Source organism: Altererythrobacter xiamenensis (assembly GCF_900177715.1).
Classification (GTDB): domain Bacteria; phylum Pseudomonadota; class Alphaproteobacteria; order Sphingomonadales; family Sphingomonadaceae; genus Erythrobacter; species Erythrobacter xiamenensis.
Window position 1 is genome coordinate 278,732 of sequence record NZ_FXWG01000003.1, and the last position, 12,334, is coordinate 291,065.

Consider the following 12,334-nt stretch of genomic DNA (forward strand, 5'->3'; position numbering starts at 1 on the left):
CGACGGCCCGCCCATGCGCCCTGCCAGTATCAGGCTCCGTCGGCCGGACAGGTGGTATAACCCCAAAAGCCGAACTCATCCTTGGCTCTTGGTGCTGCCACGATCATCTCCTGCATTTGCAGGCCCGCATCGCCTTCATCATCCAGCATGCGGGTTTTGATCCGAAGCTCGCCGTTCGCATAGCTGCCAGGGCCATCGGCGGTCACGGGGATCAATTTGCCATTGATCTTGATCGCTCCGCCCCCGTCACCGTCATAGACAAACGAGGGAAAGGCCACTTCGGTCAGGCGGAACTGGCAGGCCTGTCCTGCGCCCAGAGCAGCAAGGTCCGCGTCATTCATGGTCCCGGGAAGCATGAGGCCCGGGTCAACATTTGCCAGTGCACTGGCCGCGTCCTCGATCGGCGCGGCAGTGGCAGGCGGGTCGAGCTGGGCTTCGCGGTCGTTGCCCGGAGCGGTGTTCGAATTGCAGGCGGCAAGCGGCAGCGCGATGAGCGCCGTGAAAGCTATCTTGTTCATGGCTGCATCTCCTCGGGCAGGCGTTCTTCGGTTCGAGGACCGTTCTGCTCGATATCGTCTATGAGGTATTTCATCTCGGCGATTTCGCGGCGCTGTGCGACAATGATGGCCTGCGCGAGTTCGCGCACGCGAGGATCTTTCAGGCTCGCGCGTTCGCTGGTCATGATCGCGATTGAGTGGTGCGGGATCATTGCTGCCATATATTCGGTATCGTCAACGGTGGTCTGGCTGCGCACCAGCCATAGTGCGAGCGCGAACACAAAGGCCCCGACGCCCAGGATGATCAAGTTCTTGGTCCGGTCCTTGTACATGCCCCACATGAAGAGCAGCATGACAACCATCATCATCGCGCCCATGACGAACATCATCCAGAAGCGCGTTTCGCTCCAGAAAAGATCATCGACGGTAAAGGTGTTGGCATACATCAGGAAGAACATGATCACGGTCGAGGTCGACACCATGGCCATGAATCGCCAGTAGCTGCCGCCCCCTCCCTTGTCCGAGTGGGAGGTCTTTTCGGTCATGCTTTTTCTCCTTTTTGCATCATGGTCCAGAATAGCTGCGCCGAGCAGCTGATGAGAGCGAAGCCGGTAAGGGCCTCGACGCCGGCGAGAACTCTCAGGTGCTCGGTCGGATAAATGTCGCCCAGGCCCAGTGTGGTCACGTTGATGAGCGAGAAATAGAAGTAGTCCATCCAGTGCATGGAAGGCGCCTTGTCGAACCCTCCCAGGCCCCATTGCGCGCCCAGCCAGAAACCTGCGGCAAAAAGGATCGCGACCAGGAAATGCGACGCGAGCACGAGTAGCGAGACTGCAAGCTTTCCCAGCGTATCGCGGCGGCGATCGAGAAGCCGGTGGCCGACACCCAGAATGGCAAGGTGGGAAGCGACGGCTGCAAGGAACAGAAAGACGGCGAGAAGGAGCGCGGTGATCATGCGAGAAGCTTCGCGCCCATCCACAGACCCATTCCGATCATGAACAGATTTTCGGTCAGCGAGACGAAGCCGAGCGGCACATTGCTGCCCCCACCGACGCAAGCGCATTTGAGCTCACGCTTGTCGATGTAGACAGCCTTGAAGACGCTGACAGTGCCGACGGTGCCAATGAACAATGCCAGCGGGGCCGAGAGCCAGGTCAGCGCGCCTGCGGTCATCAGAATGCCGGCAGCGGCTTCGCCGAACGGGTAGACGAAGCCATAGGGCACCCAGCGCCGTGCGAGCAGATCGTAGTTGAGGAACATTGTCGAGAAACTGCGCACGTCCTGAAGCTTCTGGACGGCGAGCAGGGTCATCGACAGGCTGACGAACCATTCCGCGGCCCGGACGGTGAACAGATCGTCAAAAAACGCCCAGCTCAGCCCTAGCGCGAGCAGCAGCGCGACCGCGAAAATCGCAATGACCGGCTGATAGCTGGTCTCGCCTTCCTCTGGCTGCGAACGGCTCTTGCCGAAGAACTCGCGGACATCGTCATAGCCGCCAGTGCGCTTGTCTTCGATAAAGGTCTGCGGGGTGGTCTCGACGTTGTGCTTGTCCTTGAATGCGTCGGTTTCCTCCCTGCTGGTCAGGTGATGATCCTCGACCTCGAAGCCTTGCCGTGTGAGGAGATCGACCGTCTTGATGCCATAGGGACAGACATGGTCCTCCATGACCATACGGTAGACCGCCGCTGTTCGGGTCGTCATGAATCGCTCCATCTGTTTTGCCTGACGTTTCTCGTGCTCAACGCCGGTTTTCGGTGAACGGTTTCGAAAGAGCCCGGCGTAAAAGCGGCAAAGCTGGTTGAAGAAGGTGCCATCACCTTTTCTCTCCTGACCCATCATCTTCAGGAGATGCGGGCGCTTCGGAATTGCGCGAGAGGTAGATCCATTCTCCCACGAAGACTGCGACGATGCCGATCGCCGCGTAGGCGACAACGGCAGGATCGCTGCGCAATTTGGCCGCGGTAAAGGCTGCGAGGACCACGCCATCTGCCGCGAGCGCTGTCAGAAGTATTGTTGCGCGCGCGCCGACTTCCTTGCGCAGGTGGCGCAGGACGCCCCAGTGAACCAGCATATCCATGACGAGGTAGAAGAAGGCGCCCAGCGAGGCGATCCTTGACAGATCGAACAGGACCGCAAGCGTCCCGGCAATGACCACCGTATAGACCAGCATGTGGCTGCGAATCCCGCCGCTCATGCCGAAATGGCTGTGCGGGATCATCTTCATGTCGGTCAGCATCGCAAGCATGCGCGACACGGCAAATACGCTCGCTATCACGCCCGAAGTGGTGGCGGCGATCGCGATCGCCACGGTGAAATAGAAGCCCAGTTCTCCCAGCGCCGGACGCGCCGCAGCCGCGAGCGAATAATCGCGCGCCTCGACGATCTCGGATATGCTCAGGCTCGAACCCACCGCCACTGCGACAAGCAGATAGATCACGATGCAGACGGCTATCGAGATCATGATGGTTCGGCCGACATTCTTGTGCGGGTCAACGATTTCGCCGCCGCTATTGGTAATCGTGGTGAAGCCTTTGAAGGCGAGGATCGAGAAAGCAACCGAGGCGAGCAGGGCTTCTGCATTGGTCAGCGAAACGGACTGCGAAAATGCGCCTGATGAAAATCCGCTGGCCCAGATCGCCGCGACTGCGAACAGCGCGATACCGCCGATCTTGATGGCGGACATGATGAGCGAGAAGCCGCTTACCGACTTGTTGCCCGCTGCATTGACGAGATAGGCGAAGATGATGAGTGCAAGCGCTGCCAGCGAAACGAGCCACCCGCTGCTTTCGAGGCCAAACGGGCGCAGCGCGTAAGTCGCAAAGGTGCGGGCCACGAGGCTTTCATTGATGACCATCGACAGAGCCATCAGGAGCGATGCCGACGCGGCAATGACGCCGGGTCCGTAGGCCTTCTGCAAGATCATCGCGATGCCGCCCGAAGACGGCCATTTGTTCGACATCTTGATATAGCTGTAGGCCGCCAGCGAAGTTACCAGCGCGCCGGCGATGAAAGACAGGGGGAAGAGCGGACCGGCGAGCTCGGCGATCTGCCCGGTCAGCGCGAATATGCCGGCACCGATCATGACGCCGGTACCCATCGCAACGCCGCCCAGCAGGGTTATCGAGCCAGCCGTTTCGCTTTGATTCTCGTGCTCATGGTCTTGCAAGACTTTCCCCTGTCGATGGTCTCCCGTGAAAGAAAGATTATGTCGACCAGTACGTTCGCCCTTGCCGCGTCCCTCAAAAAACTTTCAGGACAAAGCCGGAGAGTTGCGTTTTGCTCGGGGCGCTCGAGCAAATTGCGGCCTAAAGCGGACTGCCTGCGCGACCGAAAAACGCTCCGCGAGTTTCAAGGCAAGCGGCCATCGCCGCCGATCTGCTACGTCCTGAATCGGTTCCGGAAAAATCGCAGCATTGGCACCCCAATGATCGCGATGTACCAACCGTACAAAAAGCTGCCGAGAGCGCCTGCCAGAAAGCCCGAGATGGTCAGCCATTCGAACCCGGGAAGCAGCGGCGCCCACGCTTCGTGCATGTGCGCCTGTTCGGGCGCGAGCAGGCCGAAACCGATGCAGATCAGGTAGCTGAAAAGCAGGAAGAGGCTGAGTGTCCAGCCCCATATCAGTATTGAGGTTTTGACCGAATAGTCTGACATGATGGTCCTCCGTTAGAGTTGGCGCTGAGATGGCTTGTCCATGGTCACGGGTAGGATGCGAAAACGCGCTGCCCGCCTGAGCCGAAGGCGATGACATCATACGGCTGCACCCGGTCCCCGGCTTCCATTCCGGGCGAGCCAAGCGGCATTCCGGGCACAGCCAGGCCTGCCACGCCTTCGGGGCTTTCGCGTAATAGTTTCGCGATGGCATCGGCGGGCACGTGGCCTTCGATGATATAGCCATCGACTTCCATCGTGTGGCACGACCACAGATCCTGCGACACACCCCTGGCTGTCTTGAGCGCAGCCATGTCGTCGGTGTCGACCGAGGCGACCTCTGCTTCGAGTCCGTGTTCTACGTGACCGGCCCAATTGAGACAGCAGCCGCACCCTGCGTCGCGGAACATGGTGTAGGTCGCGGCCTGGGCCGCATTCGAGCAGGCTGCAATGGCGAGGAGGAGCGAGGCCGCCAGCGAACGGCGTAGCGGTCTCGAATCTTTCATGAGGTTCATTGAGCATTGCCTTTCTTGATGCCGCGCCAGAGAGAAATGGTTCCGGTCGCGGTATGGATACGATCGAGCAATTCGGCGTCCGCGAAAATCTCGGCGAGCAATTTCTCGACGGCTCCGTCGGCGCTCGGCTGGGTGTCCTTGACGCCGTCGAGAAGCTGAACGCTCGAACGGAACAGCGCGCGCATGAGTGGAGCATCCTGCCGCATATAGTCGGCAATCAGCGCCATGCCCCCGGGGGCGAGCAGGTTCTCGATCTGGTCGAGGATCGCGCGCTTTTGCGATACGGGGACCTGGTGAAGGACGAGGCTGCTGACGATCTTGTTTGGCCGCCAGCCGTCGGAAAGCTCGAGACTATCGAGAAAGCCGTTGTGCCACCGGACCATATCGGCTCCGGCACCGAACTTGCGCTGCGCGATAGCCAGCGCTGCGGGGTCGGGCTCAACGCCGATGAAGCCGGCTTCGGGGCAGTTGGCCATCAGCGCCCTGAGCAAGGTCCCGGTGCCGCACCCGACATCGATGACCTTGTCGCCGGGCAGCAATGCGGCCTTTTCGACGATTGCGCGGCGCCACCGTCTCTCGCGCGTAAAGACTGCGATCGCGCGATCATAGAACGGCGTGAGCCAGCTTTTGCCCAGCGGCGGAGTGAACTCGCGCTCTTTTGGCGGAACTGCCGCGCTTTTCATGCCATGGCTCCTATTCGACGCTGGTACTTGCCGCTGTTGCTTGACTTACTCCTCTTACGCGTCGCCGACCCGCACCCCTCAAAAAAGAAACTTGAGGGTTTGCGCGAAGCATCGCGTATAGGAACCGTGCAACCGACAGGAGCAAGGGATGCGTGACAATCAGACACTCGATGCGATGCTCGGCACCATGGCCTCGCAGAAGGCTGGCGACGTGCCGCCCGACTTCATGAACGGCGTCTGGCAGCGCGCAGGGCAGCTGGGGGAAATTGCCGATCAGCGGCGCAGAATGGCCTTGTTCGCCGGTCTGTTTGTCGTCGGCCTAACGGCAGGCGCAGGGACCAGCGGATGGCCGTCCGAAAACGGCGCTCCTACAGAAATTGTTGGCGAGAGCCTCGTTGGCGGAGAATCCCTGTCACCCGCTGCATTGCTTCATGTGGGGTCATAGACGTTGAAGAAGTTTCACCTTGTCCTTGCGGTCCTGCTGGCGGCGCTCGCCGGATGCCTAGGAGCGCTTGCCGCCGATCGCTGGGCCAACAACGATGCCGAGGGCGGCCTGCACCAGTTCGTGCACGATGAGCTGTCGCTCACGGCTGACCAGGAGCAGCGGCTCGATGCGCTCGAAGCGCGTTTCGCGGTAGAACAGGCAAGGCTCGAAGCCTCTGCGCGCGCAGCCAACGCCCAGCTCGCCCAGGCAATGGAAACCGAGCACGAATACGGGCCCGAAGTCAGTGCCGCGATCGACGAGGTGCATGCGCGCATGGGCGATTTGCAAAAAGCGACCGTGCGCCACGTCTTCGACATGCGGGAAATTCTCGATTCCGATCAGCAGCTCCAGTTCGACCGGAAAGTGTCCGCGGCCCTCACGCGCGATCCGCGTGACTGACCAGCCTTGGCAGCGGTGGATGACACTTCGGATGAAGCTCTGATCGGGCGGGCGATAGCCGGTGACAAGCGGGCGTTCACAGCTCTCGTCGAGAGCGAGATCGCCCGGTTGATTGCGCTTGCCACGCGCATGCTGGGTTCACCATCGCGGGCCGAAGATGTCGTTCAGGACGGTCTCGCGTCGGTCTGGCTGACACGTCATCGCCTCGATCCGAGCAAGCCCATCGGTCCCTATTTGACGACAATCGTTCTCAACCGGTGCCGCGACAAGCTCCGCCGCAGGAAAGTTATTGGCTTCCTTGGTTTGCCGGATGGGCGGGAAGCCGACGCCGTTGCCGACGATGCCCCTAATCCCGAAAATGTTGCCGGAGCCCGCGAACAGCTGCGGCTGGTCCAGGCCGAAATCGGGCGCTTGCCGGTGCGCCTACAAGAGGCGCTCGTGCTGGTCACTGTCGAGGGGTACAGCCAGGCCGAGGCTGCCGAGCTGCTCGGCACCACCGAGAAAGCCGTCGAGACGCGCATCTATCGTGCGCGCAACCGGCTGAAGGAGCGGTTCGAAAAGTTTGAGGGGTAGGGCAGCTGACCGCGTATGTGACGGTATACGCATTTTCAGGAGCCCCCTATGCCTGCCCTCAATCGCCGAAGATTCCTTGGAACAAGTGCTAGCGGGCTGGGCCTGCTTGGTCTCTCCGGTGCCATGCCGGCCTGGGCGCGCGGCGCGGACATCCTTGCAGGAAACGCCCGCAAAGGGCTGGATGAAGTATCCGGGCCGAATATCGACCTCACTGTCGCGCGGTCTGCCTTTGCAACCGGCAACAGACGCGGCGGCGCCATCGCCGTCAACGGCACGATCCCCGGCCCGTTGTTGCGTTTGAAGGAAGGCACGACCGTCCGATTGAACGTCCATAACCAGCTCGAGGAAGACACCTCGATCCACTGGCACGGGCTGCTCGTGCCATTCGAACTCGACGGGGTGCCAGGTGTAAGCTTCCCCGGCGTCAAGCCCGGAGAGACCTTCACCGCTGAATTCCCGGTGCGCCAGTCGGGCACCTACTGGTGGCACTCGCATAGCGGCCTGCAGGAACAGGCCGGGCATTACGGCGCCATTGTGGTGGATCCGGCTGGACCCGATCCGGTCCAGGCGGACCGCGAATATATCGTGGTGCTCAGCGAATTCAGCGAAATGTCGCCCCACACGATTTTCGACAAGCTCAAGAAGGGCGAAGGCTACTTCAACTACAACATGAATACCTGGACCGACGACTATCCGCTTTCGGGCGAGGATCGCCGGATGTGGGCGAGAATGCGTATGATGCCGACCGACCTTAGCGATGTGTCGGCCCCAGCCTACACTTACCTGCTGAACGGTCATGGCCCGCTCGACAATCTGGAATATCTCTTCCGTCCGGGCGAGCGCGTGCGGCTGCGCTTCATCAATGCCGGGGCCATGACCTTCTTCAATATCCGCATTCCAGGCCTGCCGATGACCGTCGTTCAAGCCGACGGGCAGAACGTCGAGCCGGTCGAAGTGGACGAGTTCCAGATCGGCGTCGCGGAGACCTACGACGTCGTCGTGACGCCGGGTGAGCAGCAGGCGTACACATTGGTGGCCGAGTCGGTGGATAGGTCCGGAATGGGGATCGCAACGCTTGCGAGCGCGCCTGGCGCGCGCGCGGCCATTCCGCCGCTGCGCGATCCCCCGCTTCTGACCATGGCTGATATGGGCATGAGCGGTATGGACCACGGGGCTGGCAGCAACGATGCCGGTATGACCGGCATGGATCATGGCGCCGGCGGTATGGCCGGAATGGACCACGGATCGAGCGGAGCGGCTGGCGCGGATGGGATGTCCGGTATGGATGGCGGTTCGGCGGAGATGGCTGGCATGGCGGGAGGTATGCAGATGCGCGATACATCGCTCCTGCCTCCCGACGTGAAGGTCGGGCCCGGTCTCGACATGGTCTCGATGAACCCGGTCGACCGTATGGGCGACCCCGGCATCGGCCTTGCCGATGTCCCCCACCGCACCCTCGACTATCGCAAGCTCCGCTCGCTGACACCTCATCAGGAGGGGCGGACTCCCTCGCGGCGGATGGAAATCCATCTCACCGGGAACATGGAACGCTATATGTGGTCGTTCGACGGCAAGAAGTTCTCCGCCGTCTCCGACGAGCCGATCCGCTTTGCCTATAACGAACGCGTGCGTGTCAAATTGATAAACAACACGATGATGGCGCACCCGATCCACTTGCATGGGCACTTCTTCGAACTGGTTAACGGCGCACCTGCCGATCGTCAGCCGCTCAAGCACACGGTTAACGTGCAGCCGGGCGGCAGCGCGCAGTTCGACCTGACGGCGGACGAGCCGGGCGACTGGGCCTTCCACTGCCACCTTCTCTACCACATGCATGCCGGGATGTTTCAGATCGTCACTGTCGCCAATCCCGATGGGAGCGAAGCATGAAGATTCGTATTACCAGCCTGCTCGCATCGATCGCAGTCGGCTCAGTTCTCGCCTCCCCCGCTGCGGCGCAGCATGCCGGTCATTCGCCCGCGGAGCCGCAGCAGAGCGCCGAGGCGCAGGCTGACGCCAAGACAAAGTGCGAAGAAGAAGCCCAGCGCCATCGCGCGATGGGGCACCCGGTAGCCGAAGGAGCTTGCGAACCAGTGGCCCAGCCTGAAGTTGCCATGGATCATTCGACGATGGACCATTCGACTATGTCTCATGGTTCGACGACCGCTCAGGATGGTCATTCGGGCATGGCAATGCCGATGGACGCTGCCCGTCCGGAGACTACACCCGGGAGTCATGAAGGAATGGATCATGGCTCGATGCCGCATGGCACGCCTGCCGAAGGCGCGATGGATCATTCGCAGATGAACCAAGGCGACATGGGTCAGGCGGAAGCCAGCAACTCGTCGATGGACCATGGGCAGATGGATCACAGCCAGATGAACCATGGGCAGACGGGATCGCAGGATATGCAGGGCATGGACCATTCGGCGATGCAGATGGGCTCGAACGACGATATCCCGCTGCTGCCGCCTCCTCCCGAAGCCGGGAGCGGTCCCGCGCGCGCGGCGGTCGCGATCTGGGGCGAGGAAGCCATGAACGAAGCGCGGCGCGAACTTGTCCGCGAGACCGACGGCGGGATGCGCTTCTGGTTTCAGGGCGACCGGCTCGAATACCGCGCCCGCGAGGGAGTGGATGGATATCTTTGGGACATCCAGGGCTATTATGGTGGTGATATCGACAAGTTCTGGTTCAAATCCGAGGGCGAAGGCAGCTTCGGTGAGCCTGTCGAGGGAGCCGAAGTCCAGGCACTCTGGAGCCGGGCGATCGCTCCCTTTTTCGACCTACAGACAGGTGTGCGCCAGGATTTAACAGGACCCGAGCGCACCCATGCTGTCATTGGCATACAGGGCATTGCTCCCTACCAGTTCGAGGTCGACGTTGCAGCGTTCGTATCGAACAAGGGTGATGTAACCGCGCGCTTCGAGGGCGAGCTTGATCAGCGCATCACGCAGCGGCTGATCCTCCAGCCGCGAGCCGAAATCGCTCTTTCGGCTCAGGATATTCCCGAACTCGGCATTGGCGCTGGCCTCGACCGGATCGAGGCAGGTCTGCGTCTTCGCTACGAGTTCGCACGCGAATTCGCGCCCTATGTCGGCGTCTCCCAGGAGTGGCGGATCGGTCAGAGTGCCGATTTTGCACGCGCCGCAGGGGAAGACCCTAGCGTGACGAATTACGTCGTGGGCATGCGATTCTGGTTTTAAGAGAAGGAAATATACAATGAGGATAAGACTATCTCTAAGCGCGGTTGCCCTGGCCTTGGCTGCAGGCGGCACTCCCGCCCTGGCACAATCCATGGATCATTCCGCGCACTCGGACCCTACGGCTTCGACGCAGATGGACCATACGGAGCAGGGCATGAACCACGCCGAGCATATGGATGCGATGAATGATGACGTTGCGGAAGCCGAGGCGGTTCTGACATCATATCGGGATGCCCTGACGTCGCGCGATGCAGAGGCCATGGCCGCGCTGTTTGCCGAGGAATCCTTCGTTTACGAAAACGGCAAGGCGGAAGGCAGCTTCACGTATTACATGGAGCATCACCTGGGACCGGAACTCGATGCAATAACCAGCTTCACCTTCGGCGAACCGACGCTCGCAGTCACCCGGATGGGACATATGGCGTATGGCCGCGAATCGTACACCTATCGGATCGAACTGGCCGACGGCCGCGTGATCGACCGCGAAGGCGTTGCGACCTCGGTGCTTGCCCATGATGCGGATGGCTGGAAGATCGTTCAGTACCATTCGTCGTCACGAGCGCCGCGTAACAACTGATTTGATCGGGGGAACACCGATTGGCGACACGCTCTTTCAAGCTGCGTCTGCATGTGCTGGGCAGCAAGCTTCACAAATGGCTGGCAGTCTTTGTCGGCGTCCAGGTGCTTCTATGGATGGCCACCGGGGCGCTGATGTCGTTCCTCGACATCGAAGAGGTCCGGTCCGAACATGTCGTTTCGCGCGCACCGGAGGTTCTGCCCGCTAATGCTGCCATGCCCGAGTGGCTCGATAGCAGGGAGGGGGTGGTTTCCCTTGCGACGCGCGCGGTCGGCGGCAGGACAGTAACCGAGATCCGTCGGGACGATGGAAGCGTCACGCTCCGCGACCCGAACAGCGGCGCTCTCCTTTCGCCTCTTTCGAGCGCGAGCGCACAGGCCATCGCTCGCCATGCTTGGACGGGGCCACCAACCACCATAGCGACCACGCGCCTCATCGAAGGTGCTGTCGGGACCGAATTCCGGGGTCCGTTCCCCGCGTGGCAGATTACCTATGGCGATGAGGACAATACCCGCGTCTACATCGATGCATCGAGCGGCTCGGTGCTCGCTGCCCGCAGCGACACCTGGCGTCTGTTCGATTTTATCTGGGGGCTGCATATCATGGACTGGACGCAGCGCGACCGCATCAACAGCTGGTGGCTGCTACTGTTCGGGATCGGCGGGACAATCATCGCGGTTTCGGGCTTTGTCCTGCTTGCCAACCGGTTTCCCAGGATCAGGCGGCGGGCGAAACATGTGCCGAATGCCCCCTGAAGCCGCTCCCAGTTTAATCAGGTTCGGCTCGGGCAAAGCGGACCAGAAGGATCGTTAGCGCGGGCACGATCGTCCACATCGCGATCGGGATCAGCGCCAGTCCCGTCACTGGCTCTTGCGGCATCAACTCGCTGTAGCGCCAGCTCAGGAAACTGTTTGCCGGAAGCGATGTGGCGATCATTTTGACGGCGATCGCGACGACAAGCCCGAAGCCGAAATAGATCGCATAGGGCATTTTGGCGGCTTGCCAGAGCCACGCGTGCCCGCCACGTAATCCTGCAAGGCTATAAGCTGTCAGCAGGATCACGCCATCGCCCAGGCTTGCAATGCCGCAGCGAATGGTCCGCTCGAAGGGTTCGAGATCACCCGGTTCGAAGAATGGCATCTGGAAAATCTCCCAGACGAACGCGATCAGGCTCCCGCAAATAAGGATCAGCCAATGGGTTCTGGTCATGTTGCAGGTACGCCCGAAAAATCTGCGCCAGCAAATAGCAAGCGGCCGGATTTCCACTTCCTGCATAGCGCCTTCGCTGCCCCAAAGCCCGGATCAGTCATGATTTTCGCGGCCCTCCGACTCGGCCATGCGAGCAGCGCGTTTGAGAAATTTCCGCATGTCACCTGCTGCCAGTTCGGTAAGCGGGTGCCGGCTCGCATCGGGGCGCGGTTCGATCATGTCCGCACGTTTCCTAATCTGTTCGATCTGTTCATCGCTCGCCCCGGACAAAAGGCCAAGAACTATGTTCTCGAGAGTAATGAGGCGAATGCGCATTTGCACCAGATCGGCATGATCGGGCTCCGGGATATCCCAGCTGCCGTTCTCATTGACCGTGCTCACGACTGCTTCTCCGACGGCTCTGCTGGCACCATGATACTCCCCATTCGTCGTTATCGGCTTCTCTCAAAAAGGTGGCCGAAAAACAGCACCGCTGCAACCGGCCGTGCTTCGGCCCACCAGCCCCACCGCTGCTGCGGATTGTTTGAGGGGAAGAGATGGCGG

Annotated in this window: 17 protein-coding genes; 7 read left to right on the plus strand and 10 right to left on the minus strand. The window is 60.9% G+C overall.

The window, feature by feature from the left end; all coding sequences use genetic code 11:
- Positions 1–29 precede the first annotated feature (29 nt).
- From CCE89_RS11900 to CCE89_RS11935, 8 genes are all read right to left on the minus strand, one after another.
- The gene (locus tag CCE89_RS11900; protein WP_007163850.1) at positions 30–518 is read right to left on the minus strand and encodes a DUF6692 family protein; all 489 of its coding nucleotides are present in this window, start codon (positions 516–518) and stop codon (positions 30–32) included.
- A complete protein-coding gene (locus CCE89_RS11905; protein ID WP_007163851.1) occupies positions 515–1,042 on the minus strand; it encodes a DUF305 domain-containing protein in 528 nt (175 codons plus the stop codon). Before CCE89_RS11905 ends, CCE89_RS11900 begins: the two co-directional genes overlap by 4 nt.
- Positions 1,039–1,452, minus strand: a complete 414-nt coding sequence (locus CCE89_RS11910; protein WP_086438290.1) for a potassium channel family protein — start codon at positions 1,450–1,452, stop codon at positions 1,039–1,041. The genes CCE89_RS11905 and CCE89_RS11910 overlap by 4 nt, the downstream gene beginning before the upstream one ends.
- Positions 1,449–2,198 carry a glutaredoxin family protein gene (locus CCE89_RS11915; RefSeq protein ID WP_143256037.1) on the minus strand — a complete coding sequence of 250 codons (750 nt, stop codon included), beginning with the start codon at positions 2,196–2,198 and terminating at the stop codon, positions 1,449–1,451. Before CCE89_RS11915 ends, CCE89_RS11910 begins: the two co-directional genes overlap by 4 nt.
- A 112-nt stretch (positions 2,199–2,310) precedes the next feature.
- On the minus strand, positions 2,311–3,594 hold the full coding sequence (locus CCE89_RS11920) for an APC family permease (RefSeq protein WP_232725834.1): 1,284 nt from the start codon (positions 3,592–3,594) through the stop codon (positions 2,311–2,313).
- A 281-nt stretch (positions 3,595–3,875) separates the two neighbouring features.
- Positions 3,876–4,151 carry a hypothetical protein gene (locus CCE89_RS11925; RefSeq protein ID WP_007163855.1) on the minus strand — a complete coding sequence of 92 codons (276 nt, stop codon included), beginning with the start codon at positions 4,149–4,151 and terminating at the stop codon, positions 3,876–3,878.
- Between the two features lie 44 nt (positions 4,152–4,195).
- Positions 4,196–4,663 carry a DUF411 domain-containing protein gene (locus CCE89_RS11930; RefSeq protein ID WP_007163856.1) on the minus strand — a complete coding sequence of 156 codons (468 nt, stop codon included), beginning with the start codon at positions 4,661–4,663 and terminating at the stop codon, positions 4,196–4,198.
- The gene (locus tag CCE89_RS11935; RefSeq protein ID WP_086438291.1) at positions 4,660–5,346 is read right to left on the minus strand and encodes a class I SAM-dependent methyltransferase; all 687 of its coding nucleotides are present in this window, start codon (positions 5,344–5,346) and stop codon (positions 4,660–4,662) included. Before CCE89_RS11935 ends, CCE89_RS11930 begins: the two co-directional genes overlap by 4 nt.
- Positions 5,347–5,494: 148 nt before the next feature.
- Here CCE89_RS11935 and CCE89_RS11940 point away from each other — a divergent pair, with 148 nt between their 5' ends.
- The 7 genes from CCE89_RS11940 (at position 5,495) to CCE89_RS11970 (ending at position 11,337) form a co-directional block, all read left to right on the plus strand.
- Positions 5,495–5,791, plus strand: coding sequence for a hypothetical protein (locus CCE89_RS11940; RefSeq protein ID WP_007163858.1), 297 nt, complete (start codon positions 5,495–5,497; stop codon positions 5,789–5,791).
- Positions 5,792–5,794: 3 nt separating this feature from the next.
- Positions 5,795–6,229, plus strand: a complete 435-nt coding sequence (locus tag CCE89_RS11945; RefSeq protein WP_086438292.1) for a periplasmic heavy metal sensor — start codon at positions 5,795–5,797, stop codon at positions 6,227–6,229.
- 15 nt (positions 6,230–6,244) lie between these two features.
- Positions 6,245–6,802, plus strand: coding sequence for an RNA polymerase sigma factor (locus tag CCE89_RS11950; protein WP_371876727.1), 558 nt, complete (start codon positions 6,245–6,247; stop codon positions 6,800–6,802).
- A gap of 48 nt (positions 6,803–6,850) precedes the next feature.
- Positions 6,851–8,692, plus strand: coding sequence for a copper resistance system multicopper oxidase (locus CCE89_RS11955; RefSeq protein ID WP_086438294.1), 1,842 nt, complete (start codon positions 6,851–6,853; stop codon positions 8,690–8,692).
- Positions 8,689–10,005 (plus strand): copper resistance protein B, encoded by a 1,317-nt coding sequence (locus tag CCE89_RS11960; protein ID WP_007163862.1) that lies wholly within the window; start codon positions 8,689–8,691, stop codon positions 10,003–10,005. The genes CCE89_RS11955 and CCE89_RS11960 overlap by 4 nt, the downstream gene beginning before the upstream one ends.
- A gap of 91 nt (positions 10,006–10,096) precedes the next feature.
- The gene (locus CCE89_RS11965) at positions 10,097–10,582 is read left to right on the plus strand and encodes a YybH family protein (protein WP_086438295.1); all 486 of its coding nucleotides are present in this window, start codon (positions 10,097–10,099) and stop codon (positions 10,580–10,582) included.
- 20 nt (positions 10,583–10,602) lie between these two features.
- Positions 10,603–11,337 (plus strand): PepSY domain-containing protein, encoded by a 735-nt coding sequence (locus CCE89_RS11970; protein WP_205763508.1) that lies wholly within the window; start codon positions 10,603–10,605, stop codon positions 11,335–11,337.
- Between the two features lie 13 nt (positions 11,338–11,350).
- Here CCE89_RS11970 and CCE89_RS11975 read toward each other — a convergent pair whose 3' ends face one another.
- Entirely contained in the window at positions 11,351–11,791 is a 441-nt protein-coding gene (locus CCE89_RS11975) for a hypothetical protein (protein WP_086438799.1), read from the minus strand.
- Between the two features lie 93 nt (positions 11,792–11,884).
- Complete coding sequence (locus tag CCE89_RS11980) at positions 11,885–12,172, minus strand: hypothetical protein (protein ID WP_007163866.1); 288 nt, start codon at positions 12,170–12,172, stop codon at positions 11,885–11,887.
- Between the last annotated feature and the right edge of the window lie 162 nt (positions 12,173–12,334).